A 24204-nucleotide genomic window follows, 5' to 3' on the forward strand; every position below is an offset into this window, starting at 1 on the left:
TCGTGCGGTCAGGCGGTGAGAGGCTGGTGCCATGCCTATGCAGCCTTTCGCGTCTGATTGGGACCGTGTGACCGTTCAACAGGCCGAGCAGTGGAACTGGCTCGCGGTCGAGATAGCCGAGATTCGGCGATGCGCCGAGGCAGGCGATCAGGCACACGACCGTCTTGCTCTCATCCTTCTTGACCACCTGGTTGAGGTGGTCATCGGCCGTGAGGTCAACGTCCAACTGGCGTTCCAGATCGCTGACAGCGTCGTTGAGGAGATGCGCGAGTTCCGCGACAGCGGCGGACAGCTCAACGAGCAGCTGAGCCGACTGGTCGACGAGCACGTGGGACCGGATCGCCGTAAGTCTATGGATGACCACCTGCACGAAAAAACCAAGTTCCTGATGCAGAGAGGCGTGCTGACAGACCAGGAACGCGAAGTGCTCGACCGGCTCCACCGGTACCGCAATGCGGCATATCACCGAGACACGCTGGAGCCGGATCTCATCTCCGATCTTGTACTGGCCTACAGGGTTCTGGCCGACGAACTTATCGGCCGACACAACCCGATCGCGTGGACGATGGCGTCATCGGACCCAGCTCCCGTTGTGACGCCACAGCAGCTTCGGGGCCAGCTCGTCGAAGGCGTCGATGTCGATGTCAAGGCGATGGCCCGCCGGTTCCACGATCACGCAGTGAAGCGTGTGCACGCCGTCATCGAGGCCGTAGCCACCGCGCAGCAACTGTTGGGCTTCAACAGCTCCGGGGAAGCGGACGCCTCCCTGCCAGATGACGACATGGTCCGCATGCTGACCGGACTCAGTCACATGTCCAAGCACCTGCCGTCCTGGGGGAAACAGGCGAAGGGATTGAAGTCCAAGACGTCGTCGCTCACCGATCTGATGATTCCGTTCATTAACCTGGACCGAACCCTGAGCCGTATCGAACCGTCCGTCAGGCGGCTCGACATGATCCTGGAGTGGTGGGAGCGTCGGATCGATGAGCTCCGCGGCAAGTAGCACCATGCGCACCGGAACGCATGTGGGCTCGTTCAAAGCCACGCCCCCTCGCTCTCCATCATCGTGCAGCGCCCTCGAAGCGACTCCCCCCGTCTCCCCCGGCCAAGAGGCGCAAACCGGCGTGGCGCCCAGCACCTTGGAGCCGTGGCTGCGGCACGCGAAGATCCCCGACGAAATCGACGGGGTGAAAGGCGGCCACCCTGCTGCTTGCCGCTGCCGGTGCTGACCGCAGTACCTCCACGGCTGACTGTTTGGTCCGCCTCGACGGCGTCGACTGGGCGCAGGCACGCGCGGCAGTCCAGTCCGCGCGGACTGAGGGGCCGCAGCCGGTCGGCCCCGAACCCACCGCGGACGGCGATCATCCTCGCAGCAGCACGACCACACTTGAAAAGGCGTCTGGGCGTAAAGGGATGCCTGTCGGCTTCTGGGCCAGCAGACACTGATCGTAGGCGACGCGTCCCCGGCCGAGCGGTACTTCCGTAGAGCCGTGGACGGCAGCGCCCCGTACTGGCCGAGCTGGCCCGGCTTCTGCACGCCCCCCTGCCCCGATGACCAGGCGCGGTTGCTGCGCGACGGTCTGGAGGTCGACGGCTCTGCCAGCCCGGCTGGGTAGAACGCGCACGAGTTGAGAAGCGACCCTCTCGTAGGCGGCGTGGCGTCCCTGCGGGGCTTGGCAGGGCGGTCAGCCACTGCACTACGTCGACGCTCCGCCGATGTGTCTGTTCGGGCGTTCCTCCTGCGTGCAGCTGCGGATGCTCGGCCAGGGCTACGACTTCCCGCCGATCACTGTGGTCGTGCCGCTGCGCCCCTATGGCAGCTTCGGCGAGTTCTACCAGTTCGTCGGCCGTGGTGTCCGCGTCCTGCGCCACCCCGGACTGGCCGCCGACCAGCGGTACCTGGACGTGCTCTGCCATGCCGAACTCGGCCTGGAGGATCATCTGGAGGCCATGTGCTCGGACAACGACATGGACCCCGCTCTCCTCCTGGACGTCCCGCTGATCGACGCCACCTCTCTGGAAGCAGATCTCGTCAACAAAGACGGCGCCTCGCAGAGGGCCAGTGGTTGCCTGGGCGGGGTGGACGCGTTCGTGCTGTACGAGCGGGGACATGTCGAGCAGCTTGTCTGGAACCCATTCAGGGGGCGGGCGTGGTGAAGGGAGCGGGGGTTCGATGGCCGTGGGCGTGGCTGAGCAGATACAGCGCTGCCTGGAGGATGAGCGCGATGCGGTGCTTGGGCGGGGTGTCGATCAAGCCGTGGCAGACGTTGTTGCGCAGGTTCATGCCGCGGTCGGGGTCAACGAGGAGGAGCTCCAGGGCTCGGCTCCAATCCGCGGGATACCCGGCGGCCGGCATGCTGCGGATGAGTCCGCCCAGTTGGTCGACGGTGCCGGGGGTCTTCCCCTGGGCCACGGACACGATCGGATCTCGGGGGCGCAGGAGCTGTCTGAGGATCTGCTCGACCTGGGGCAGGGCGATGCACGCCGCCGCGTCGAACTCCCCCCAGCCAGAAGTACCGGAAGGCGTGGGCGAAGGTTCGGGCGCGAGGCTCGGGCAAGACAGTGTCGTGGGCCAGGGCGGTGATCAGCTCGGCCTCGTCGGGTACGAAGCGTTCTTGGATGCGGTCGAGCTGATCAGCGGTGAGGTGCCCGAGAAAGTCCATCGCGAGGACCTGCAGCGCGACGACGTGGTTGTCCTCGGCGTCGACGGGCGGGGTGACCTGGACAGGTCCGGCCGTGTTGATGCGCGTGCGCGGAATCCGGAGCAGCCCTTCCAGCCCGTGCGTATCGTCGGCGTGCTCGCGCATCGCCGGATGCACGTCTTGCGCGGTTCGCCACAGGGCGTCTCTCAGATCCACGGCGGCGTCGATGTGCGCTCGCGCCCCCGCGGACAGTCCCCGCGGGGGGATGACTACGCGAGAGAGCCGAGTCCATCCCAGAGAGTCCGGATCGGTCTGTTGCAGGGCCATCTCGGCGCGCACCCTCAGTTCGGACAGACCCCGGTCCCGTGCTTCGGTCGCGGCCCAGGTCAGCAGGTTATGACGACGGAACCCGGCGTTGACGTCGGCGTCGGCGGCGTCGAGGAGGGCATCAACGATCGCCGTGTCAATGTCGGCTCGGCGGGAGGCGGGCGCCACCTCCCGCAGCAACTTGAGGAAGCCGACATGAGCGTGCACATCGCCGACATAGCGACGTGCGGCGCGCTCCGCGAAGTCCGTGACGTCGTAACGCTGAACGCGCAGTCCTTCCAGAAGGCAGTCCGCGATCCCCGGGTGGTCCTCGGTATCGGCCAGGATGTGTTCGACCAGGGCGACCAAGTCCTCGGTGACGCGCTTCTGCAGGTCCTTCTGGTTGAAGGTCCAGGCGAGGTCTCCGGCCCAGCGCAGGCACTCGGTCGCGCGTACCAGGCCGGGGAAACGCTTCGGGAGGGCGAGCAGAAGCGGTGCCGCGTCCAGGTATCCGGCGGCCGCGCCCCGGGCGTGATCGGGCTTGCGGCTGTGTCCTGCGGCCAACAGCAGATGATGAAGGCGGCCCCGGACGAACGGGGTGCTCACGGCGTCGGCGTAGGCGCTCCAGATCTCCAGCTGGTCGGCCGTGACCTCGGCCAGGCTCACAGAGCGCCTCTTGAGCGGGCCACCGGAGAGGGTTCCGGTGGAGCCCTGTGCCTTCCCGGTCCCGGGTAGCCGGAGTCGCAGCGCGGCGAGCAGTGCATCACGCTGCTGTGCGGCGGCCGTGGTCGTGTCGATGTCCGCGGCCGCGAGCACGACGGCGATGGCCTCATAGGAAACGGTGTCCTTCGCCGCTTCCATGAGGGCACCGAGAACACTCGGTTCAACCTGCGGCATGGGAGCCTCACTTCCGTCGTCGCCAGTATCGGCACAGCTCCGGACTGGGCCCACCGATTTTCTCCAGTCTGGTTCTGCTCGGGCCCCCCGAGACGCCTTCGACGGCGGATGACTGAGCGGCGAGAGCACTGATGCCTCTGCTGGGCACCCACGAAGGTGGGTGCCCAGCAGAGGCATCAGCCAGCAGTCCGGGTCTGGTCTACAGAGCAGTACTGAGACGCTCGATCAGGACACGTGCGGTCTCCTCACCCCCGGTCACGGCCCCGGCCGCGACCGCACCTGTGGCGATCGGCGCAAGGTAGCCCTTGAGCGCAGCCGCAGCACGCCGGATCACGCCACGGTCCGGCTCGGGCTGTACGACCTCGTTGAGGACCTCCTCGCCGACCGCCGAGGCATCTTCCAGGTCCTCGTCCGACACACCAAGGGTGGGAAGCTGCCGAAGCGTGTCTACCACGGCCTCGGCGATGGCCTCGAAGCCCGGAGCGATCGGCTTGCTCTGGTCCTGGACTTGGTTCACAGAGTTGTTGCCCCAAGCCAGCTGGGAACCACGGACGTCGCCATGGATGACCGGGCCGTTGAAGACATTCGTGTCGCCAAAGGCCACATCAGGGTCGGCCTGCACCCTGGCGGTGACCGGGTGTTTGTCCATCTCCTGTTGGATCTCCCCCATCATCTGCCGGATGCCCTGCCTGTTGATCTTGAATCCGCTGCTTCGAGCCACGAGGTATCTCCCTTGCTGTCGCGCTCCTCCACGCCGAGTGTCCCAGGAAGCACTGACAGCAGGTCACTCTCCGCCGCCCTCCCCACCCCACCAACGGGCACCGGACTTCTAACACGCCGTGTCAGACCGCAGAACGGGCTCACAGACAGCACCCATGCCCCCGACACACAGCACTCCGCGCCCCGACCCACCCAGGAGATATGCCATGAACATGCCAGATTGATAGACCTCAATCGCATCCCCAAACTCAAAGCACTTACCGACGGAGTTGCAACATCTCCCATTTAAACAACCGCATTCCAGGTCACTAGCATGATCAAGTCAGAGGCAACCACATAGCAGCAGGTCACAGGGGCTCTCTATTCTTGCCGATACAACTACCGCACCCCAGGTCAAGGATCTGCTGATGTGGCAACTCTGTAGGTAAGCGACACACGTCGTGGCGCACGGCGTCGGCATCCCACCTGGCCCGGCCGAGCAGGTGCTGCATGCCGTCCGGACTCGTCTCCCCGGCCCACTCCGCGATGCTCCAGCAGTTCTTGCGCGGCAGGTCCGACAACAGCCCCAGCACCAAGTCCCGCACCCGACGGCGCGGTTCGACCCACGCGAACCGGCTGGCTATCCGGCCCATCAAGACCTCGAACGCCTCCTGCCAGCGGGCAGGGTCTACGTTGTGACCCGCGGCCACCGCGTGATCTTCAGTCTTCACAAAGGGTGGGTGGCTGGTCGTGGACGTGGTCGGCGAGCGCACGCAGTTCGTCGGCGTAAGCGGCCCAGACGTCGCCGACCAGGAAGTGTCCGACGCCCGGCAGGACGCGCAGGCGGGCCCCGGGGACGGCACCGGCGATGTCGCGTGCGGCAGACACACGCAGCAGCGGGTCTCGCAATCCGTGCAGCACCAGGGACGGTGCGGTGATCCTGGCCAGCGGGCCGCCGCGCCACTTCGCACCGATCTGGCGGCTCTGTGCCTTCTGGTCGCGGAAGCTGGCGACCTGGTGCGCGGCCTCTTTGTCCACGAACGCACGCACGTCGTACTCGTCGATGTGCTGGCCGGGTGCGGCCAGGATGCGGGCGACGGCCAGGGCCAGGGCCAGGTTGCCCTGCGGGGTCTCGGGGTAATGCAACCTGGCGAAGCGGGCCAGAGGTGCCAAGCGCAGGTAGCGCAGGACACGCAGTCCCTTGACGTCGCTGGGCACGGCCGAGGACGTGGTGAGAGTGTGCACGCGTTGTGGATGGCGGATCGCGATGCGCTGCGCCACGAGCCCGCCCATGGAGTGGCCGAAGAGGTGAGCGCGCTCCCAGCCGAGCGCGTCGAGAACGGCGACCGCATCGTCGGTCAGGTCCTCGGCGCTGTAGGCCGGGGGCGCGTGACGCAGTAGGGCTGCGACCGGCGGGCCCTCACGCCGGCCGGGCAGGTGCGTGGACTGGCCGGCGTCGCGGTGGTCGTAGGCCGCAACGTGGAAGCCGCGGTGGACAAGTTCGTCCACCAGCCCGTCCGGCCACCAGAACCGCGAGGTTCCCAATCCCATCACCAGCAGCAGCGGGTCGCCGCCCGCCCCGCCGAGGTCTTCAAAGGCGATCTGGATTTCGTCGTTGTACGCGAAGCGCGGCATGCCGACTCCCAATCGATTGCAAACGTCGTTCGCGAACACCGTACTCAGAAAGGTAGAGTGGCGGCAACGCGGGAGGCGACAGTGGCAGGACAGCAAGAAGCGGTGATCTGGCTGCGGCCGGAACAGGCACCGGTCGGACGCCCGGCCGAGCGCAGCCGCGCCGAAATCACCGCCGCCGCAGTGGAACTGGCCGACCGGGAGGGCCTGGATGCCCTCTCCATGCGCCGCCTCGCCGCGGCCCTGGGCACCGGCGCCGCCTCGCTCTACCGCTATGTGGCCACCCGCGACGACCTGCTCGACCTGATGATCGACAGCACCGCCGGCGAATACCACCTGCCCGCCCCAAGCGGCGACTGGCAGGCGGACCTTCTGGAGATCGCTCACCAGGCCCGACAGATCATGCGACGCCACCCCTGGCTGCCGATCCTGGTCGTCACGCGTCCTACCCTCGGCCCGCACGGGATCGACCTGCTTGAGCACCTACTCGACGTACTCGCCGACCACCCGGCCGAGCCCGCCCACAAACTCGAGGCATTCGCCGTACTGAACGCGCTGACCGCGCTGTTCGTCCAGAATGAACTGACTGCATCGGACCCCGGTGCCCAGCGCCAGTCCTCCTACCTGCGTCACGTGGCCACCGCCGGCACCCACCCCCGCATCTCCGCAATCCTCGCCGCCGCCCAGCCCGAACGAACCTCCCACGACCGCTTCGCCACCGTACTGGCCCGCGCCCTCACCGGAGTCCTGGGCTGACTCCACCACAGCCCCAGCGCACAATCGAGCACCCGAGCACCGGCACCCCGACCGCCCTGGCTCACATCAAAGCAGCGAGATCGACGGAAACCGGACCTCGCTCAACTTCGCCCAGGACCTGGCGCCATAACCACCTCCGCACCTGCCCAGACCGGCAAGATCACGATCTACGGCTGGAGTACTAGTTGCCTTGGCCTGCGGGGACGAAGTTCGCATATTCCTCGATGCGGGTGATCAGACCCTTGTCGTCGAAGCGGAAGTACACCGCGGCGTGGACCTCGCCGCGCATGCCGTTGGTGGTGGCGACGTGCACCACGTGCTGCTGGAGGACTTCGCCGGGCTGTGAGAACTGGCGGGTGATGGCGTAGCGCATCAACTCGATTGATTCGATCTGCCCGGCACAGCGTAGGCGCGGGCAAGCGGCAATAGCTGTTCCAGAGTCGGCCGAATGTGTCCGCGTTCGAGCCGAGACGTGAGCCCTGTGCCTTCCGCCAGATCGGTGAGGGTGACGCCGAGAGCCTTGCGGAAGCCCCGCAGCCTCGGACCGACGTTCTGCAATACCGCTTCGTCTTCCGTCACTGGCCGGTCCTGAAGATTGCGACATGAACCTGACTCGAAACCACAGGCACCCTCCCCGCCGACGCCTCCTCCTCGGAGCCGGCGCGCTGGCCCTCTCACTCGCCGTGGGCAGTACTGCAGGGTGCGATGAGCACGACGGGGCCGCCGCATCACCTCCCGCTACCGTCTCGACGGCCGGGCCGGCGGCGTCGTACGACGCCGTGACGAAACGTGACGCAGAGTTCAACGCGACGTTCAAGCACAAGTTCTCGACCGTCCGCGGTGTGCGCATGCACTACGTAACCGGCGGTAAGGGCCCGGCACTACTAGTACTCCAGCAGCGTTTCGCTATCTGGCCTGGTCAGAGGCGTTGTCGGGAGTGTAGTGGGCCGGTGGTGTGTCAGGGGCGGTCTTGCCGGACCGCCCCTCCAACGAGTGGATCGGGGAAATGGCTGGGCTGTGATACGGACAGCCTCCCAACGTGATCGACGAACATGCGGACGCGGCCGGGGAACGAGAACTCGACGACCTCTTCCTCTGCATCGGCCACCGGTTTGGCCGTGCCGGCCTGCGGCGCCGGATGCGGGACTATGTGCGGAGCCTGCTCGCCCCTGTCGGCCGCACGAACGGCTGGCAACTGGCCGAGTTCGCCGGGCATCGCACCCCCGATGGCCTCCAGCGGTTGCTGAATGGAGCAACCTGGGACGCCGACGACGTCCGCGACGACCTGCAGTCATATGTCGCCAAGCACCTCGGCGATGACAGCGGGGTGCTCGTCATCGATGACACCGGCTTCATCAAGAAGGGCACCACCTCGGCCGGAGTGCAGCGCCAATACTCCGGCACCGCCGGCCGCACCGAGAACTGCCAGATCGGTGTCTTCGCCGCCTACGCCACCAGCACCGGACGGGCGTTGGTGGACCGGGAGCTGTACTTGCCCAGGTCATGGACAAAGGACCGCGAGCGCTGCCAGGCGGCGAAAGTCCCCGACGAACGCGGCTTCGCCACCAAGGGAGAGCTGGCCAAGCGCCTCGTACCGCGTGCCCTGGCCTCCGGTCTCCCCCTGGCCTGGGTGGCCGCGGACGCCGCCTATGGGCAGGAGGGACGCTTCCGCCGTCTGCTGGAGCAGTCCGGTCTCGGCTACGTGCCCGCAGTGTCCAAGTCCCAGCAGGTCTTCGGCCCGCGCATCGACCACCTCTTCGCTCAGGCTCCCGTGGAGGCATGGGAGCCGATCTCGTGCGGTGACGGGGCCAAGGGACCGCGGCTCTACCACTGGGCGGCACTGGAGTTGCCCACGGTGGCCGAGTTCGACTACCAGGGCGAGGTTCCCATCCGCCGGCGGTGGGCACTGGCCCGCCGCAGCCTCAGCAAACCCGAGGAGATCGCGTATTTCCTCGCCTACGCCCCACGGGAGGCCGCGGTGTCCGACCTGGTGCGGATCGCCGGGATGCGCCGGCAGACCGAGGAGTACTGGTCCAGGCCGCGAAGAACGAGTGCGGCCTGGACCAGTACGAGGTCCGCCGTTACATCGGCTGGCACCGGCACATCACCCTGGCCATGCTTGCCCACGCCTACCTCGCGGCCATGGCGGCCGACGCGGGAGCAAAGGGGAGCGCAGAAACGCTTCCGGCCCCCTGAACTCCGCTCACCGTGGCAGAAGTCCGGCGGCTCCTGGCACCTCGCCTCGCCGCGAACCGCCGATCCGACCGGCCGCTTCGCGCGCACATGCTGAACTGGTCACGCTGGCGCCGCAGGCGCCAGGCCGTCGCCCGCCCCTGCCACTACCGCCGACGACTCCACTCGTAGGAGGGGCGGTCCGGCAAGACCGCCCCTGACACACCACCAGCCCACTACACTCCCGACAACGCCTCTGACCAGGCCAGATAGCGAAACGCTGCTGGAGTACTAAGCCGCGCCAGAGTTCAAGGAGCTTGTCCTTGGCGACGCGGATCATCGACATGGCTGCGAGTCGCCCACCCGGCCGGCCCGCCAGACATGCGGCAATCGAGCATCGATGCCATCGATGGAGGTCATCGACGTTATAGGGTTCCCTCAGTGCGTCGGCGCTGCCAGAATCTCTGCTGAATCGACGTGGCAAGGGCTCCGGTGTCCATCGCAGTGCTGTGCACGGCACTGCAAGCCCCGCCTTCGCCACCGGGATGCACTTTCGCTTCGGAACGTGAATGCCGGATGCTGCACGGCGAGTACCGACAGACGCGTCTTCCTGACAAGCCGCATGAGAGAGTCGCCATGAGCAATAGCCCAGTAGTGGACAACCGCGCTGATGTGGGTGACGCAGAACTGTCCGAAATCAGCGACGGCGTATTCGCCTACGTTCAGCCGGATGGGACCTGGTGGATCAATAATACTGGCTTCGTTGTCGCCGATGACCGGGTTGTCGCGATCGACTCCTGTGCGACGGAAAAACGCAGCAGGAGACTGCTGAGCACGATTGACAACGTCACCAAAAAGCCAGTGAGAACGCTCATCAACACTCACCATCACGGTGACCACACACACGGAAATTTCGTCTTCAGGGACGCGACCGTCATTGCGCACGATGCCTGCCGCAAAGCGTTGATCACCGAGGGCCTGCCCCATACGGCCCCGGTCGCCGGCAGCGGGGCCTGGGGCGAGCGGGAATGGGGCACGATCCACCTGGCCCCGCCCTTCGTCACGTTTACTGACAGCGTGAACGTCTACGCCGACGACCTGCTGTGCGAGGTGCGGCATCTGGGCATGCCCGCTCACACGACCAACGACGCCGTGGTGTGGATCCCGGAGCGCAAGGTTCTCTTTGCCGGGGACCTGCTGTTCAATGGCGGCACGCCGTTCCTGCTGGCCGGTTCCCTGCGCGGGGCCCTGGCCGTGGTGGGCAGGCTGAAGCAGTTCGACGCCGAAGTGATCGTGCCGGGCCACGGTCCGGTCGGTGGCCCGGAGATCATCGACGAGGTGCTGGACTACCTGCGCTTTGTGCAGGAAGTGGCTCAACGCGCCCACGCTGCGGGGCTGACACCTCTGCAAGCGGCCCGTGGAGCCGAACTGGGCCGGTTCGCCGCCCTCAGCGACAGTGAACGCCTGGTGGGCAATCTCCACCGCGCCTATGCCGAGCTCGACGGTAGCCCGATGGGCGCTTCGCTCGACGTCCGGGCAGCCTTGCACGACATGGTCACCTTCAACGGCGGCCGGCCCCTGACGTGCCTGGCCTGACCGGGACACCGGTTACGCGGCGGCATTCCCGTCCAGCACAGCGGCCCGCTGATCCCACCCCATCCTCCGGCACGATAGAAGGTCCTCATGGAGGCGAAGGAGCCGGCAGGGGCCGCACACCTGCATGGTCTGGACATCGGCCACATTCACGCCCTGTACGCCCTGCTGAGTGAGCGGTCGGTCACCGGCGCCGCACGGCGGCTCGGCCGCACCCAGCCCACGCTGTCCGCGGCGCTGGCCCGGCTGCGCCGGCACTTCTCCGACGAACTGCTGACGCGGGTCGGCAACCACTACCAGCTCACGCCGTTCGCCGAGCAACTGCGTCCGCTGGTGGCCATGGCCGTGTCCGCCGTCGAGCGGGTCTTCGCGGCCCAGTCGGAGTTCGACCCGGCCACCTCCGACCGGGTGTTCACCGTCGTCTCCTCCGACTACGGCATCAGCGTGGTCGGCGCGGCGCTGGTGGCACGCCTGCAGGAACAGGCTCCGGGTGCCTGCGTACGCTTCGAGCCGGTCACACCCGAAGCACTCAGCCGCAACCCTGACTTCTACCGCACCCTCGACGGGGTGCTCATGCCCCACGGTTACATCGATCTGCCCCGGCAGATCGACCTGCATCGCGACCGCTGGATGTGCGTGGTCGCGGCCGACAACCCGCTGGTCGGGGAAGAGCTGACCATGGAGGACCTGGACGCGCTGCTCTGGGTGACGACGTTCCACGATCCCTTGGGCCGCGCGCCGGCGTGGCGCCAGATGGAATTGCTGGGCGTCACACCGCGCGTGTGCGGAATCGCCGATTCCTTCCTGGCCATGCCCCAACTGGTGCGCGCCACCCAGGGCATCGCGTTGGTCCAGGAGCGACTGGTGGCGCCCCTTGCCGATGCTTTGCGGGTGCGGGTACTGGAATGTCCTTTCGATGCCGTTCCGCTGATCGAGGCTTTCTGGTGGCACCCGATGTACGACAGTGACAGCGGACACAGGTGGCTGCGCGACACGTTGCGTGACATTGCACGAGAGCTCATGGATCCGGAATAGAGCGCATCTATACCCTCCATCGGAAGAACAGGCTTCCTTTGGACTGCTGGGCGATTCAGACTCTTTCGTGTCGTTACCGATATGAGAGGCCTGTTTGATGGTCAATACGAGCCGCACGTCCGCAACGGATGTGCACGCCCACGTATGGCTTCCCGAAGTTCACGACCTGGTGGAAAGCCATCCCGGATTCCTCGCTTTCACGGATCTGGAATTGTTGCGGTCCGGCCTGGAGTCCGCCGCGGTGAGTGAAAAAGCCTTCGCCGAGCGCCGGCCGCGGCTCACCGACGTCGGCGAGCGGCTGGCTGCGATGGACCCCTCCGGAATCGGCGTTCAAGTCGTGTCCGTGGTGCCGACCCAGTACCACACCTGGACCCCGGCCGCACTGGCCGTGGAGGTTGCGCAGGCCACCGACGAAGGTGTCGCGCGGCACTGCGCACAGGAGCCGGAGCGGCTGGTCGGTCTGGGCGCGGTGCCGTTGCAGCACCCGGAGCTGGCCGAGGAGTGCTTGGAACACGCCATTGTCGCCTGCGGCCTGCGCGGCATCCAGATACCCTCCCACGCCTGGGACGCGCATACGCGCGCCTCCGTGGAGCTTTCGGACCCGCGTCTGGACCCGCTGTGGCGGCGGGCGGAAGAACTCGGGGCGGTCGTCTTCCTGCACCCGTGGGGGTGCACCCTGGATGAACGCCTGAACCGCTGGTACCTGTCCAACTCCGTGGGACAGCCCGTCGAACACGCGGTGGCCCTGTCCCATCTGATCTTCGGCGGGGTCCTGGACCGCTTTCCACGTCTGCGGGTGATCGCGGCCCACGGCGGGGGCTATCTGCCGACCGTCCTGGGCCGCGCCGACCACGCGTGGCTGCATCGCGCCGAAGCCCGGTCCTGCGCTCAGCTTCCCAGCGCCTATCTGGAGCGCCTGTGGTTCGACTCCCTCGTCTACACCGCCCAGGACCTGCGCAACCTGGTGGCCGCAGCGGGTGCGGAGCGGGTGCTGCTGGGCTCGGACTACCCCTTCGACATGGGTGTGACCGATCCCCTCGACCGCCTGCACGCCGCCCGGTTGAGTGCGTACCAGACCACGCGGATCGCCTTCGCCAACGCCGCCGAGCTGGACCTGATACCGCGGTCGGCCGCGGAAAGGAGCACGCTGTGAGCGCCGTCATCACCGTCGCGCCGACCGGCCCCACCGCCACCAAGGCCGACCATCCGGCACTGCCCACCCAGCCCGAGGAGATCGCCGAAGCCGTTCACCGGGCCTACGCGGACGGTGCTTCGGTCGCCCACCTCCACCTGCGTGACGATCAGGACCGGCCCACCGCGGATCTGTCCGTCGCCCGCCGGACCATGGAACTCATCCGGGAACGCTGCCCGATCCTCATCCATCTGTCCACCGGTGTCGGTCTGAGCGTTCCGTTCGAGGAACGTGCCGGCCTGGTCGAGCTGCGCCCGGAGATGGCCACCCTCAATCCGTGCAGCATGTCCTTCGGCGCCGGGGAGTTCCGCAATCCGCCTGCCGGAGTGGAGCGCCTCGCCGCCCGCATGCAGGAACTGGGTGTCAAGCCGGAACTGGAGATCTACGACACCGGCCACCTGGATGCCTGTCTGCGACTGCGCGACAAGGGACTGCTCACCGGACGCCTTCAGTTCAGCATCGTCCTCGGCGTCCGCGGAGGCATGGCCGCCACCCCCGCCAACCTGATCCTGCTGGCCCAGCGCCTGCCCGAGGACGCCGTCTGGCAGGTCATCGCCATCGGCCGACACAACCTGGCCCTCACCGGGATCGGCCTGGCCCTGGGCGGCAACGCCCGCGCGGGCCTGGAGGACACCCTCCATCTGCGCAAAGGCGAACTGGCCCCGGACAACAGGCCCTTGGTCCAGCGCGCCGTACGCCTGGCCCAGTCCCTGGACCGGCCCGTCGCCGGCATCGGCCAGGCCCGCGAGGCCCTCCTTCCCACGCAGCCGTGAACCTCCGCGGCTGCACGTAACTCCGAATGAATCCGAATGGACCCGAATGAAAGAGACCGCCATGTCAACCGCTTTCGACCCGGCGGAAATCCTCCGCACCCGGTGGTCGTCCGACGACGAAGCAGACCGCTTCATCGTCGACAACCCCGCGACCGGCAGCCCGATCGTCACCATCCAGGGAGCCGGCCAGAAGGAGGTCGATCAGGCCGTCACCACGGCCCACGACGCCCACTTCGCCTGGAAGGCGCGCGCTCCCCGCGAGCGGGGCCGCTGGTTGAACAAGGTGGCCCAGGCCATCCGTGAGCACGCGGACGAGATCGCCGCGCTGGAGTCCAGTGACAACGGCAAGCCGTTCACCCAGGCCCGTGGCTTCGATCTCGAGGCATGCATCGCCATCTTCGAACTCTTCGCGAGCCTGTGCGAAGTGATGCCCAACCAAGTGCGCGACGCGGGCAGCACGCTCGACGTCACCACCTTGGAGCCGTACGGCGTCATCGCGGCTATCGTGCCGTTCAACTGGCCGCCGCTGCACACGGCCGGCAAGCTCGCTCCCGCCCTTGCGGCAGGCAACGCCGTCGTCATCAAGCCCCCGGAGCAGGCCCCTCTGTCGGTGATGCGCGTGATGGAGATCGCCCAGTCGGTCCTCCCGGACGACGTCATCCACATCCTTCCCGGTCTGGGCAAGGTCGGTGCCCACCTGGCGGGCCACAAGCTCGTGGGCAAGATCTCCTTCACCGGCGCCCCCACCACCGGCTCCGCCGTGCTGAAGACGGCCGCCGACAACCTCACCCCGACCCTGATGGAGCTCGGCGGAAAGAACCCCTTCGTCATCTTCGAGGACGCCGACCTCGACTCCGCCCTGCGCTGGGCCGTCGAAGGCGGCTACTTCAACCAGGGCGAAGCCTGCACCGCGGCCTCTCGCGTGCTGGTACAGCGCAGCATCCACGACGAGGTCGCCCGGCGCCTCGCCCAGGCCGTGACCCGGCTGCGCGTCGGCAACGGCGCTGACCACTCCACCCACGTGGGTCCGCTGGTGACCGAGGCCCAGCGCAGGCGCGTCCAGGACTACATCAGCATCGGGATCGCCGAAGGCGCCACGCTCGCGGCCCAGGCCGACCTGCCCACTGACCCGGCACTCGCCGGTGGCTACTACGTGCGTCCCACCCTGTTCACGGACGTGACGCGCGACATGCGCATCGCCAGCGAAGAGATCTTCGGCCCGGTCGTGGCCGTCATCCCCTTCGACGACGAAGACGAAGCGGTCAACATCGCCAACGCCACCGACTTCGGACTGGTCGCCGGCGTCTTCACCCGCGACTCCGAGCGCGCCCTGCGCGTCAGCCGCAGGATCGCCGCCGGGATGGTCTTCATCAACAACTACAACCGTGCATTCACCGGAACGCCCTTCGGCGGCGTCGGCCACAGTGGCTACGGCCGTGAGCATGCCCTGGAGACACTCCACGAATTCGGCTACAGCAAGAGCCTGCGCCTGCCCTCCGGGCTGAGCGAGGTGTCCCGCTGGAGTCCGTCCACCGAGGTCCTCGACACCTCTTTGACCGAGAGGGAGTGAGCGATGGCAAAGGGAGCGGAGGCGCCGGCCACCATCGAGGCAGTGCCGCGGCGCGCGCTGCGCAAGGTCACCTGGCGCCTTGTGCCCCTGGTGCTGCTCATGTACACGGCTGCCTTCCTGGACCGCGTCAACATGGGTACCGCAGCCCTGACCATGAACACCGACCTCGGGTTGAGCGGCGCCGCCTTCGGCTTCGCCACCAGCATCTTCTCCGCCGGCTACATCGCCCTCCAGATACCCAGCAACCTGGCCCTGCACCGGTTCGGCCCCCGCCGCTGGCTGGCCCTGCCTCATGATGTGCTGGGGTGTCATCGCCACCTGCACCGGCTTCGTCCAGGGCGAGGGGTCCCTGATCACCGCGAGGATCCTCCTGGGGGCCGCCGAATACCGGGTCGACGCCGAACTGCGACGCCCCCGCGACGCTCGGGCGCATCAAGTACCGCACATATGGCTGGCGGCAATGGGCGATGTGGCTGTTCTCACGGGCGCGGCCCAACTACGCCCAGGCGCCGGTCGTCTGGGCGGGACTCGAAACGATCGCGCAGGCCAAGCAGCGTGGTCGCCACGATCCCGGTACCGACAACCTGCTGCTGGCCGTCCTGGCCACCTATGAGGATGCCCAGCAGTACCCGCACCTGGCACGTCCGGCGGGCGACGGTTACAACGGCGGACGGCTGCTCGCCGAGGCCGGCGTCCGCTACCACGACGCACACCACCTTGCCCAGCACACTGACCTCGGACTCGACCCACATCACCTGCGCTGGTACGTGCCCACGCCGTCGATGTGAGCCAACTGCACAGGGATTGAATTGGCTGATCTGTGCAAAGCTTGAATTGGCCTTCTCCTACGGCTACTTCGAAGTGGTACGCAACCTCGCCGCCACTCTGGACTGCGGCATCACCACCGTGCTCGACGCCGGCGGTGCCGACCTCGGCGTCCGCCAAGCCGTGGAGGACGGGCTGATCGAGGGCCCGGCTGCGCATCGCGATCACGATCCTCAGTCAGACCGGCGAGCACAACGACGGCTGGTCGCCTTCCGGGACCTACGTCGCGTCCTTCGCCGCGCCCCGGGTCGGCCGGAGGGTGCTGTGGACGGTCCGGAGGAGATGCGCAAACGGGCCCGCGAGGTCATCCGGGCCGGAGCCGACGTGCTCAGGGTCTGCACCACCGGCGGGGTTCTCTCGCCCCGCGACACCGCACGCCACGCGCACTTCCGCCCGGCCGCGGCGCTTCTGGCGGTGACCGGTGGCGCGGCCTCGGGGCCGGGGGCCTGGGGGCACCCCTTGGGGCTGCGGTTCGGTCGCCGAGCCCGCCACCATGGAGCCAACCGCCGGCGGTCTCAGTGCTGCTCGGGGACCGAGCCGTCGTCCGCCGTGCCATAGAGCCGGCCTATATGCACCATGGAAGGTATGTGCTTCCTTCACTGCGACCCTCGATGCACTGTTGATGCAGCGGGGGCGGTTGGCCCGGCATTGGCGACCCTGTGGAAGTAAGGACCTGACGGTGATGATCCCTGATGTGATCGACGTGCACGCCCATTTCACCCCACCCACCACGCCCGAGGAACGCGAAGCGCGCTGGCATGCGATGCGTGAAGCGCAGTTCCTTGCGCCGGAGCCCTACCAATGGACGGTCGACGGGACGCTGGACTACATGGATCGCGCGGGTGTCGCGATGCAGTTGTTGAGCAACGTCCCCAAGACTCCGGACGCCCTTCGGGCGTCCAACGACTACGGAGCGTCGGTCGTGGCGGACCATCCGGCGAGGTTCGGTCTGCTCGCGGCCCTGCCCACCGACGACCCTGCCGTCGCCCTCGCCGAAATCGAGCGGGCCTCCAGCGAACTGCACGCGGACGGGTTCGCGGTGACCTGCCACTACAACGGGGTCTACCTGGGCGATGCAAGTCTGGAACCGGTCTGGGCCGAACTCGATCGCCGAGGTTCGACCGTGTTCGCCCACCCGGACGCCTACGCCGCGGCGTCCATGGGGCGGCCCAGCCCCTTGCTGGAAGTCGCCTTCGAAACCGCCCGTACGGTCATCGACATGCTCTACGCGGGCATCTTCCGCAGGTTCCCGAACATGCGGCTGATCGTTGCGCACTGCGGCGGTGCGCTGCCTGCCTTGTCCGGCCGCCTGCATCTGCTGGGCACCGAGGCATGGGTGCCGAACCCGAACGGACTCACCCAGAGCGAGATACGGGACCACCTCGCCCGGCTGTATCTGGACACCGCCGCCACCGGCACCATCCACACCCTCGCACCAGCCCTGGCCATGACATCACCCGAGCACATCGTGTACGGCTCGGACTCCGGCGTTCCTTGCAGCACGGAGCACACGCTGGAAACCAACCGGCACGCCGTGGCGGACTTCACCGGGCTACCCCGTGATCAACTCGAAGCCATCGGCCGCAATGCGCTGCCTTTGTTCCCGCGAGCCGCAGCCCGAGTCGGCCGACAGGTCACGACGGCCTGAAGATCGCTGCCTTGGAGACCCGAGCCCATGCACTGCCGGCCGCCGCAGTGCCGGCTCTGCTGCGCGCGGGGTGAGCCGGGGCGGGGCAGGTTGGTGGCCAGGTTGCGGCTTGTAACCGCATCCGGCTCTCCAGCGCCCTTTCTTCTCATGAGTTCTGCCGTGAGCGACTCGCACCGTAGTGGATGTCCTCGTGGCAGACGCGGCAGACGACCAGGGTTTTCCGACGGCGGGCGGCCATCACCTGGGCCCAGGCGGGCTTGAGGGCCTGCCCCCGGACGGTCAGGCCTTTGAGGTGCCGAATATGGTGCACTTCGACACCGTCGTGCGACCCGCACATCTCGCAGGTGTCGGCGAGCAGGGGCGGTCCGCTTATGGCTCCGCCCGTGATCCGTCGGATGGAGCTCAGGGGTGCATGACGATCTTTCCCACGTGCCCCCTGCGGGAGAGTTCTTCCTGCGCCTGAGCAGCCTGGTTCAGTGGGAAGGTCGCGGCGATGACGGGCTGGACCTCGGCCCGACGGGCCAACTTCATGAGGAGGTCGAAGTGTGTGGGCGTGTGCATCGCGGACCCGATGACCTGGGCGTTGTGCAGGTAGAGGCGGCGCACATCGAACGTCACGTCGTAGCCACCGAGTGCGCCGGCGATGACCCACCGGCCCCCTTCGCGCAGTAGCGGCAGCCCCTCGCTGACCAGTTCGCCGGCCACGACGTCGAGTGCGACGTCGATGCCCTCCGGGGCGGCGGTGCGGATCTGCTCGGCGACGTCTCCTGCGCGGTCGATGACTTCGTGCGCGCCTGCTGCGCGCACCGCATCGATCTTGGGTCCGCTGCTGATGGCGAGCACCCTTGCGCCGCGCGCACGGGCGATCTGCATCAGCGCGAGGCCGACGCCGCCGGACGCTCCCGAGACCAGGGCGGTTTCCCCCTTCCGCAGCCGGCCTCGCTCGATCATGCCCAGCGCCGTGCCGTAGGCGGTCGGCAACGTCGCGAGCTGGTCGTCCGTGAGCGGCGATTCCGTCACGTCATGTACACGCTCTACCGGCGCTGTCACGTACTCGGCGTATCCGCCGTCGCGTTCGCTCCCCATCAGGCCCACCGGGTTGGCGTCCGGCGCTTCGGTGTCGTAGATCGCGGGGTCGACGACCACTCGGCGTCCGACGAGGCCCCCCTCCACTCCGTTCCCGACGGCCACGACGCGGCCGGCCACGTCGGCGCCCTGGATACGCGGGAAGTCGATCGGGCCGCGCCAGCCCGACATCGCCTTCGGGTCTCCCGGACGGCCGTAGGCGCCCTCCCGAGTCCACAGGTCGGTGTTGTTCAGCGCTACTGCGCTGACCCGGACCAGCACCTCCCCTGCCCGAGGGGCGGGGACGGCGACCTCCGTCAGCTCAAGGACCTCCGGTCCTCCGTGCCTGGTGATGCGCACCGCTCGCATGAAATCGGACACACCCATCGCTTGAACCTCCTCGCAGGTATACTGATCTGTGAACATCCCCCACCGTACACCGATCAGTGAAGGGACCCGCAGTGCAGGAAGCGCGACCTACGACGCCGGCCGGCCGCCGCATCGTGGCGGCCGCAGAGGAGTTGTTCTACAACCGCGGAATCACAGCGGTCGGCGTAGATCTGATCGCGAAGCACTCAGGAGTAACCAAGCGGACCCTGTACAACCAGTTCGGTTCGAAAGACCACCTCGTGGCGACTTATCTCACGGAGCGCGACCAACGCTGGCGGTCACTCGTCCGTGCCGTCGTCGACGCCAGCGACACCCCCGCCGAGGCCGTCACCGCGCCCTTCGAGGCACTGCGGACCTGGAGCGAAACCAACACCCGCGGATGCGCCTTCATCAACGCACTCGCCGAACTCCCGGACTCCTCGCATCCCGCACACCGCATCGCCGCGAACCAGAAGCTCTGGCTGCTGAACCTGTTCAAGGAACTCGCCACCACAGCGGGCTGCTCACACCCGGCCACCCTCGCTACCCAACTCCTCGTGCTGCATGAGGGTGCTGTCGCCACGCAGCCCCTCTCGCTCGACAGCCTTCCGGAGAGCACCGACCTGGCACGAGCCCTGGTCCAAACCGGCACATCGCCCCGCCACTAGGGTCCGTCTTCAAACGGATCTTGCCCAGAGCAGGAACGATGCGAGGGTGACCGCCGCTTCGTAGGAAGTGGCGGTCTTCTCGTATCTGGTGGCGATCCCGCGGAAGCCCTTGAGCCGGTTGAAGCAGCGCTCGACGATGTTGCGCCGACGGTAGGCCTCTTGGCCGAACCCGGGTGGTCTGCCGCCTCGGCGGCCCCGGTTCCGCCGGTGGCGCTGCTGATCGGTCTTCTCCGGGATGGTGTGTGCGATGCCGCGTCTTCGCAGGTAGGCGCGGAAGCCGCGGGAGCTGTAAGCCTTGTCTGCGATGACCTGGTGGGCCTGCACCGAGGTCGGCCCAGGCCGGTGCGGGGAACACGGATCCGTTCCAGCAGAGGGCGTGCGCAGACACTGTCGTGGCGTTGGCCGGGCGTCACGAGGATCGCGAGTGGGCGGCCCTTGCTGTCTTGGTGGTCAGCCCGCCTCGGGATCGACCGAGGGCGTGATCGTCCGGTTCGTCCTGCCGATGCCGCCCCCTTTTCGGCCGGTGGCGGCGGCATGCTGCTGGGCGCGGACGATGGTGGAGTCGATCTGGACCAGCCAGTCGATGTCGCCGGCCGCGTCGGCGTGAGCTTGGATCGGCTGCAGGGCTTGGGTAAACACCCCGTCGAGGGCGTAGCGGCGGAAGCGGGGGTACACGGTCTTCCACGGCCCGTAGCGTTCCGGCAGGTCACGCCAGGAGATCCCGGTGCGGATCTTATAGAATATCCCGTTGATGACCTGCCGGTCCTCCACCCGAGGCCGCCCCATCGCGGCCCGGGGTATCAACGGAGCGAGTAACTCCCACTCCTGGTCAGTGAGTTCATGACGACGTACCACGACACCATGATCCACCACCCGGATGATCTTTGAAGACGGACCCTAGCGCAGGGGGATGAGCCCTGCGTCCGTCGGTCTGAAGCCGCACGCGTCGAAGTAGAAGGGACGCAGATGCTCTTCAAAGTCAACGTGGAGCCATTCGCAGTCCGCTGCACGGGCGCCCTGCGCTGCGGTCGTCACGAGTTCGGTCCCGACACCGGTCTTGCGCATGCCCTGAGCGACCATCGTGTCGAGAACGAAGGCATGGACGCCACCGTCCCAGGCGACGTTGACAAACCCTACGAGCCTGCCGTCTTCTCGGGCACAGACCCAGCCGAGGCTGTGACGGTGCACTTGTGTCTGCCAATCGATGGGCATCTGGGCGTGACCGAACGCCTCCGCGTGGAGCGCGTTGACGGCAGCGTTGTCGAAGTCGCCGCGCCACTCATACGTGATCGTCATGGGCCGCATCGTAGGTCGGGAGACGTCCGGCTCAGCCCTCTTTTTTCGGGGCCTATGCCCCTTCAGTCAGAGGCATTCCGGGAGTTCCAATACCCGACTCCACCATTAGCCGTCTTCCAGGACGACCTGGAGCCTTTTCCAACCTCACGCTACGCGTGATGGAGGACGAGTACGGCCTGGACGATCGCGGTGATGCGGTTGGTACTGCAGCGGAGCTTCCGTAGGAGTCGCCAGCTCTTCAGGACTGCGATGGCCTGCTCGGCCAGGCAGCGGATCTTGGTGTGACTGCTGTTGTGTCGGCGCTTCCATCGCTTGAGCCGACGGCCGCGGAACGGGACGCGGGCGGGGTGGCCGGCGCCTTGGTACGCCTTGTCCGCCCAGCACTTCAGGTCGGCCGCGGCAAGCGCGTCTGTGATCCCGTGGGTGCGTGCGGCGGTCAGATCGTGGGTGGATCCGGGCAGGGCGGGGGACGCCCACAGCAGCCGGCCGAACGGATCGGTGAGGACCTGGACGTTCATGCCGTGGCGCTTGTGTTTCCCGGAGTAGTACGGGGTGTCGACGGCGATCCGGTCGATCGGCAGGAGAGTGCCGTCCAGGATCACGAACGCCTTGGTCCGGATGGTGTCCATCGCCTCGGTCAGGGCCGGTGCGAGGGCGGCCAGGACGTCGATGGCCTCGCGTACGTAGCGGTAGACGGTCGCGATGCCGATGCGGAACCCGGCGGCGAGCTGGGCATAGGTATCGCCGCACCGCAGGTGAGCCAAGGCGAGCAGAGCCCGTCGGCCTGCGGTCAGACGCCGCCACGTTGCGACGTCAGGCGAGTCAGACAGCATCAGTGGCCGCGTTGAAGACAGCCAGCGCTTCAGCGAGCTCGGATTCGGACGTCGTGACCGGCGGCATGATCTTGAGCATGGCGCCGCCGAGTGTGGAAGGCACACACACCAGGAGACCGCGCTCGACACACTGGCGGCCAGGCGCTGCGACGACCGGGGGTCCAGCGCGCCGGTGTCGTCAGTGCACGCGACGCCGGCGATCACGCCCAGCCCATCGTCCCGATGATCCTGCGTCCTTGAGGCCTTCTGGCGACCCAGTCGGCTAGGGCGTTTCTGATGGCTCTTGGTGGACTGGGTGGATCTCGTGGTTGGTCGGGCAGGACGCCCGTATGGTGCGGCGACACGAGCTCACGGACGCGCAGTGGCAGACGATCGAACCCCTGCTGCCCGGCAACGGCAAGCCGGGCGGGCAGTGGGCGATCACCGCAGAGTGATCAACGGGGGGCTTTTCCGGGCCCGGACTGGGGTGCCCTGGCTGGATCTGCCGGATTGGTACGGTCCCTGGCAGACCGTCTACGAGCGTCACCGGCGCTGGTCGGCCGACGGCACCTGGCAGGTCATCCTTCAGGAGTTGCAGATCGAGGCAGATGAAGGTGACCCGGATGGGGCGCTCACCCGCCAGGTGTCCCGGCAGGAGTGGACCGTGAACATCGACTCGACCTCCTGCCGGGCGCATCAGCACGCGGCCGGGGCACCCCGCAAGCCTCCGGCCGACCACCCGCAAAAGGGGGCGGGGCCCGTGAGGAGGCAGATGGGTGTGAGGCGTTGGGACGCTCGCGGGGCGGGCTGACCAGCAAAGTGCGTCTGCTCTCCGACGACCGGGCCCGCCCGCTGCACTGGCTGACCTCGCCGGGTCAGCGCGGTGACAGCCCGATGTTCGCCCCGGTGCTGAACGGCTTACGCATCCGGCACCGCGGCCCGGGCCGCCCGCGCAGCCGGCCGGACCGGGTGCGCGGCGACAAGGCGTACTCCAGCCGCGACAACCGCGACTACCTGCGACGGCGCGGTATCAAAGCCACCATCGCACAGCCCGACGACCAGCGGGCCCACCGCAAGCGCCGCGGACGCTCCGGTGGTCGGCCCCCGGCCTTCGACAAGACCCAGTACTGTCGCCGCAACGCGGTCGAGCGGTGCGTGAACAAGTGGAAGCAGTTCCGCGCCGTGGCCACCCGGTACGACAAGCGCGACTACATCTTCAACGGCACCACGAAGCCCCGGCTGGTTCTGGATGCGAGCGCTCAGGACCTGCTGTTCCGGCAGGCGCGTACCGCGGACCGTTTCACCAGCGAACCGGTCCCCGACGACACGATCCGGGCTGTGTACGACCTGGTCCGCTTCGGCCCGACTGCTGTCAACCAGCAGCCTCTCAGGATTCTTCTGCTCCGCTCCCAGGAAAGCCGTACACGGCTGGCTGTTCATCTCTCGCGGAGCAACCGGGAGAAAACCCTGCGGGCACCGCTGACCGCTCTGCTGGCGGTGGACAACGAATTCCACGGCAAACTTTCCAGGTTGTTCCCCACATTTCCCGGAGCTGCGGATCTCTAGGCCGAGAACCCCGCGCTACGGGAACGGTCCGCGTTGCTGAACGGCACCCTGCAGGCTGCCTATTTCATCATCGGCATACGGGCTGCGAGTCTTGCCGCCGGCCCCATGAGCGGCTTCGATGAGGACGGCGTCAACCGGGAGTTCTTCCCGTCCGGCGACCTGTCGGCGCTGCTCGTGGTGAACATCGGGCGGCCCGAGTGCTCCGGGGAGCGGCCGCGCGGACCCCGCTTGTCCCACAGTGAGGTGTGTACGACACTGTGACGCCGCGTCGTCCGGCCGTCGCCCAGGTCACGCGGGTGGGCGACGGCCGGACGGGCCTTCGGGACGCACTGTCTCGCGGTACCAGCGGCCCCACTTGTCCAACTCCTCCGTGATGGCGTCCAGGCTGTGCCCGACCTCGGTGAGCGCGTACTCGACCCGCGGCGGCACTTCGCGGTATACGGTCCGCGTCACCAGGCCGTCGGCTTCAAGTTCCCGTAACTGGCGGGTCAGCATGCGCTGGGTGATGCCCGGCAGTGCGCGCCTGAGTTCACCGAATCGATGGGTGTCCGTGGCCAGCCGCTTGAGAATGGCAAGCTTCCAGCGCCCTCCGAGCATCTCCATGGCGAACTCGATCGCGCAGTGTTCCGGTGCGTTTTCGACGCTGGAACGCACGACTGACCTCCATTGGTATACAGCGTGGTACTAG

24 protein-coding genes and 5 pseudogenes are annotated in these 24204 nt (G+C 67.4%); 16 read left to right on the forward strand and 13 right to left on the reverse strand.

The genetic code is table 11. The features are described from left to right. The first annotated feature begins 31 nt into the window (after nucleotides 1-31). Complete coding sequence (locus ACK1X7_RS00115; RefSeq protein WP_413114450.1) at nucleotides 32-1003, forward strand: hypothetical protein; 972 nt, start codon at nucleotides 32-34, stop codon at nucleotides 1001-1003. Nucleotides 1004-1716: 713 nt separating this feature from the next. Continuing rightward, nucleotides 1717-2157, forward strand: a complete 441-nt coding sequence (locus ACK1X7_RS00120) for a hypothetical protein (protein WP_413114451.1) — start codon at nucleotides 1717-1719, stop codon at nucleotides 2155-2157. Here ACK1X7_RS00120 and ACK1X7_RS00125 read toward each other — a convergent pair. From ACK1X7_RS00125 to ACK1X7_RS00145, 5 genes and pseudogenes are all read right to left on the reverse strand, one after another. Further along, on the reverse strand, nucleotides 2138-2284 hold the full coding sequence (locus ACK1X7_RS00125; protein WP_413114452.1) for a hypothetical protein: 147 nt from the start codon (nucleotides 2282-2284) through the stop codon (nucleotides 2138-2140). The genes ACK1X7_RS00120 and ACK1X7_RS00125 overlap by 20 nt on opposite strands. Before the next feature lie 13 nt (nucleotides 2285-2297). Further along, nucleotides 2298-3845 carry a hypothetical protein gene (locus ACK1X7_RS00130; RefSeq protein ID WP_413114453.1) on the reverse strand — a complete coding sequence of 516 codons (1548 nt, stop codon included), beginning with the start codon at nucleotides 3843-3845 and terminating at the stop codon, nucleotides 2298-2300. 199 nt (nucleotides 3846-4044) lie between these two features. Further along, complete coding sequence (locus ACK1X7_RS00135) at nucleotides 4045-4566, reverse strand: hypothetical protein (RefSeq protein WP_413114454.1); 522 nt, start codon at nucleotides 4564-4566, stop codon at nucleotides 4045-4047. Nucleotides 4567-4972: 406 nt separating this feature from the next. Next, a pseudogene (locus ACK1X7_RS00140) lies at nucleotides 4973-5197 on the reverse strand (transposase); the annotation flags it as partial. Between the two features lie 67 nt (nucleotides 5198-5264). Continuing rightward, on the reverse strand, nucleotides 5265-6218 hold the full coding sequence (locus ACK1X7_RS00145) for an alpha/beta fold hydrolase (RefSeq protein ID WP_413114455.1): 954 nt from the start codon (nucleotides 6216-6218) through the stop codon (nucleotides 5265-5267). Between the two features lie 42 nt (nucleotides 6219-6260). On the opposite strand from ACK1X7_RS00145, the gene ACK1X7_RS00150 reads away from it, so the two are divergent. Beyond that, nucleotides 6261-6932 carry a TetR/AcrR family transcriptional regulator C-terminal domain-containing protein gene (locus ACK1X7_RS00150; RefSeq protein ID WP_413114456.1) on the forward strand — a complete coding sequence of 224 codons (672 nt, stop codon included), beginning with the start codon at nucleotides 6261-6263 and terminating at the stop codon, nucleotides 6930-6932. Between the two features lie 181 nt (nucleotides 6933-7113). Here ACK1X7_RS00150 and ACK1X7_RS00155 read toward each other — a convergent pair whose 3' ends face one another. Then, a complete protein-coding gene (locus ACK1X7_RS00155; RefSeq protein WP_413114457.1) occupies nucleotides 7114-7305 on the reverse strand; it encodes a hypothetical protein in 192 nt (63 codons plus the stop codon). Further along, a complete protein-coding gene (locus tag ACK1X7_RS00160) occupies nucleotides 7305-7511 on the reverse strand; it encodes a helix-turn-helix domain-containing protein (RefSeq protein WP_413114458.1) in 207 nt (68 codons plus the stop codon). The genes ACK1X7_RS00155 and ACK1X7_RS00160 overlap by 1 nt, the downstream gene beginning before the upstream one ends. 520 nt (nucleotides 7512-8031) lie before the next feature. On the opposite strand from ACK1X7_RS00160, the pseudogene ACK1X7_RS00165 reads away from it, so the two are divergent. The 9 genes and pseudogenes from ACK1X7_RS00165 to ACK1X7_RS00205 all read left to right on the forward strand — a co-directional run bounded on the left by ACK1X7_RS00165 (nucleotide 8032) and on the right by ACK1X7_RS00205 (nucleotide 17740). Beyond that, nucleotides 8032-9128, forward strand: a pseudogene (locus tag ACK1X7_RS00165) (IS701 family transposase). A 612-nt stretch (nucleotides 9129-9740) separates the two neighbouring features. Continuing rightward, complete coding sequence (locus tag ACK1X7_RS00170; RefSeq protein WP_413114459.1) at nucleotides 9741-10700, forward strand: MBL fold metallo-hydrolase; 960 nt, start codon at nucleotides 9741-9743, stop codon at nucleotides 10698-10700. Nucleotides 10701-10787: 87 nt separating this feature from the next. Then, entirely contained in the window at nucleotides 10788-11732 is a 945-nt protein-coding gene (locus ACK1X7_RS00175) for a LysR family transcriptional regulator (RefSeq protein ID WP_413114460.1), read from the forward strand. Nucleotides 11733-11829: 97 nt separating this feature from the next. Further along, a complete protein-coding gene (locus ACK1X7_RS00180; RefSeq protein ID WP_413114461.1) occupies nucleotides 11830-12885 on the forward strand; it encodes an amidohydrolase family protein in 1056 nt (351 codons plus the stop codon). Then, nucleotides 12882-13697 (forward strand): 3-keto-5-aminohexanoate cleavage protein, encoded by an 816-nt coding sequence (locus ACK1X7_RS00185; protein ID WP_413114462.1) that lies wholly within the window; start codon nucleotides 12882-12884, stop codon nucleotides 13695-13697. The genes ACK1X7_RS00180 and ACK1X7_RS00185 overlap by 4 nt, the downstream gene beginning before the upstream one ends. A gap of 61 nt (nucleotides 13698-13758) precedes the next feature. Then, a complete protein-coding gene (locus ACK1X7_RS00190; RefSeq protein WP_390795385.1) occupies nucleotides 13759-15267 on the forward strand; it encodes an aldehyde dehydrogenase family protein in 1509 nt (502 codons plus the stop codon). Nucleotides 15268-15734: 467 nt separating this feature from the next. Further along, complete coding sequence (locus ACK1X7_RS00195) at nucleotides 15735-16055, forward strand: hypothetical protein (protein WP_390795384.1); 321 nt, start codon at nucleotides 15735-15737, stop codon at nucleotides 16053-16055. A 46-nt stretch (nucleotides 16056-16101) separates the two neighbouring features. Beyond that, nucleotides 16102-16650, forward strand: a complete 549-nt coding sequence (locus tag ACK1X7_RS00200) for a hypothetical protein (RefSeq protein WP_390795383.1) — start codon at nucleotides 16102-16104, stop codon at nucleotides 16648-16650. A gap of 124 nt (nucleotides 16651-16774) precedes the next feature. Continuing rightward, nucleotides 16775-17740 carry an amidohydrolase family protein gene (locus tag ACK1X7_RS00205; RefSeq protein ID WP_413114463.1) on the forward strand — a complete coding sequence of 322 codons (966 nt, stop codon included), beginning with the start codon at nucleotides 16775-16777 and terminating at the stop codon, nucleotides 17738-17740. Nucleotides 17741-17885: 145 nt separating this feature from the next. Here ACK1X7_RS00205 and ACK1X7_RS00210 read toward each other — a convergent pair whose 3' ends face one another. Both ACK1X7_RS00210 and ACK1X7_RS00215 read right to left on the reverse strand, forming a co-directional pair. Next, nucleotides 17886-18077: a hypothetical protein gene (locus ACK1X7_RS00210; RefSeq protein WP_413114464.1), complete on the reverse strand. Its 192-nt coding sequence runs from the start codon at nucleotides 18075-18077 to the stop codon at nucleotides 17886-17888. A gap of 65 nt (nucleotides 18078-18142) precedes the next feature. Further along, nucleotides 18143-19192, reverse strand: coding sequence for a zinc-binding dehydrogenase (locus ACK1X7_RS00215; protein ID WP_413116834.1), 1050 nt, complete (start codon nucleotides 19190-19192; stop codon nucleotides 18143-18145). 74 nt (nucleotides 19193-19266) lie between these two features. Between ACK1X7_RS00215 and ACK1X7_RS00220 the strand changes: the two genes are divergently transcribed. Continuing rightward, nucleotides 19267-19842 (forward strand): TetR/AcrR family transcriptional regulator, encoded by a 576-nt coding sequence (locus tag ACK1X7_RS00220; RefSeq protein WP_413114465.1) that lies wholly within the window; start codon nucleotides 19267-19269, stop codon nucleotides 19840-19842. A 9-nt stretch (nucleotides 19843-19851) separates the two neighbouring features. On the opposite strand, the pseudogene ACK1X7_RS00225 reads toward ACK1X7_RS00220, so the two are convergent. The 3 genes and pseudogenes from ACK1X7_RS00225 to ACK1X7_RS00235 form a co-directional block, all read right to left on the reverse strand. Next, nucleotides 19852-20697 (reverse strand): annotated as a pseudogene (locus ACK1X7_RS00225) (IS5 family transposase). A gap of 42 nt (nucleotides 20698-20739) precedes the next feature. Continuing rightward, the gene (locus ACK1X7_RS00230) at nucleotides 20740-21138 is read right to left on the reverse strand and encodes a GNAT family N-acetyltransferase (protein WP_413114466.1); all 399 of its coding nucleotides are present in this window, start codon (nucleotides 21136-21138) and stop codon (nucleotides 20740-20742) included. Between the two features lie 149 nt (nucleotides 21139-21287). Beyond that, nucleotides 21288-21941: pseudogene (locus ACK1X7_RS00235) on the reverse strand (transposase family protein); the annotation flags it as partial. Nucleotides 21942-22300: 359 nt separating this feature from the next. Here ACK1X7_RS00235 and ACK1X7_RS00240 point away from each other — a divergent pair. The 3 genes and pseudogenes from ACK1X7_RS00240 to ACK1X7_RS00250 all read left to right on the forward strand — a co-directional run bounded on the left by ACK1X7_RS00240 (nucleotide 22301) and on the right by ACK1X7_RS00250 (nucleotide 23777). Continuing rightward, nucleotides 22301-22405 carry a transposase gene (locus ACK1X7_RS00240; RefSeq protein ID WP_413114467.1) on the forward strand — a complete coding sequence of 35 codons (105 nt, stop codon included), beginning with the start codon at nucleotides 22301-22303 and terminating at the stop codon, nucleotides 22403-22405. Next, on the forward strand, nucleotides 22402-22761 hold the full coding sequence (locus tag ACK1X7_RS00245; protein ID WP_413114468.1) for a transposase: 360 nt from the start codon (nucleotides 22402-22404) through the stop codon (nucleotides 22759-22761). Before ACK1X7_RS00240 ends, ACK1X7_RS00245 begins: the two co-directional genes overlap by 4 nt. Then, nucleotides 22737-23777: pseudogene (locus ACK1X7_RS00250) on the forward strand (malonic semialdehyde reductase). Before ACK1X7_RS00245 ends, ACK1X7_RS00250 begins: the two are co-directional and overlap by 25 nt. Before the next feature lie 27 nt (nucleotides 23778-23804). Here the strand turns inward: ACK1X7_RS00250 and ACK1X7_RS00255 are convergent. Continuing rightward, complete coding sequence (locus ACK1X7_RS00255) at nucleotides 23805-24170, reverse strand: winged helix-turn-helix transcriptional regulator (RefSeq protein WP_390795380.1); 366 nt, start codon at nucleotides 24168-24170, stop codon at nucleotides 23805-23807. Nucleotides 24171-24204: the final 34 nt, after the last annotated feature.

This window comes from Streptomyces sp. CY-1 (assembly GCF_047218265.1).
GTDB lineage: Bacteria > Actinomycetota > Actinomycetes > Streptomycetales > Streptomycetaceae > Streptomyces > Streptomyces niphimycinicus.

What these genes read in the sequence shown, in the direction of transcription:
- ACK1X7_RS00115 (WP_413114450.1), top strand. Translation starts at nt 32, where the DNA reads ATGCCTATGCAGCCTTTCGCGTCTGATTGGGACCGTGTGACCGTTCAA.
- ACK1X7_RS00120 (WP_413114451.1), top strand. Translation starts at nt 1,717, where the DNA reads ATGTGTCTGTTCGGGCGTTCCTCCTGCGTGCAGCTGCGGATGCTCGGC.
- ACK1X7_RS00125 (WP_413114452.1), bottom strand. Translation starts at nt 2,284, where the DNA reads ATGAACCTGCGCAACAACGTCTGCCACGGCTTGATCGACACCCCGCCC.
- ACK1X7_RS00130 (WP_413114453.1), bottom strand. Translation starts at nt 3,845, where the DNA reads ATGCCGCAGGTTGAACCGAGTGTTCTCGGTGCCCTCATGGAAGCGGCG.
- ACK1X7_RS00155 (WP_413114457.1), bottom strand. Translation starts at nt 7,305, where the DNA reads ATGCGCTACGCCATCACCCGCCAGTTCTCACAGCCCGGCGAAGTCCTC.
- ACK1X7_RS00170 (WP_413114459.1), top strand. Translation starts at nt 9,741, where the DNA reads ATGAGCAATAGCCCAGTAGTGGACAACCGCGCTGATGTGGGTGACGCA.
- ACK1X7_RS00175 (WP_413114460.1), top strand. Translation starts at nt 10,788, where the DNA reads ATGGAGGCGAAGGAGCCGGCAGGGGCCGCACACCTGCATGGTCTGGAC.
- ACK1X7_RS00180 (WP_413114461.1), top strand. Translation starts at nt 11,830, where the DNA reads ATGGTCAATACGAGCCGCACGTCCGCAACGGATGTGCACGCCCACGTA.
- ACK1X7_RS00190 (WP_390795385.1), top strand. Translation starts at nt 13,759, where the DNA reads ATGTCAACCGCTTTCGACCCGGCGGAAATCCTCCGCACCCGGTGGTCG.
- ACK1X7_RS00195 (WP_390795384.1), top strand. Translation starts at nt 15,735, where the DNA reads ATGTGGCTGTTCTCACGGGCGCGGCCCAACTACGCCCAGGCGCCGGTC.
- ACK1X7_RS00205 (WP_413114463.1), top strand. Translation starts at nt 16,775, where the DNA reads ATGATCCCTGATGTGATCGACGTGCACGCCCATTTCACCCCACCCACC.
- ACK1X7_RS00210 (WP_413114464.1), bottom strand. Translation starts at nt 18,077, where the DNA reads ATGTGCGGGTCGCACGACGGTGTCGAAGTGCACCATATTCGGCACCTC.
- ACK1X7_RS00215 (WP_413116834.1), bottom strand. Translation starts at nt 19,192, where the DNA reads ATGGGTGTGTCCGATTTCATGCGAGCGGTGCGCATCACCAGGCACGGA.
- ACK1X7_RS00230 (WP_413114466.1), bottom strand. Translation starts at nt 21,138, where the DNA reads ATGACGATCACGTATGAGTGGCGCGGCGACTTCGACAACGCTGCCGTC.
- ACK1X7_RS00240 (WP_413114467.1), top strand. Translation starts at nt 22,301, where the DNA reads ATGGTGCGGCGACACGAGCTCACGGACGCGCAGTGGCAGACGATCGAA.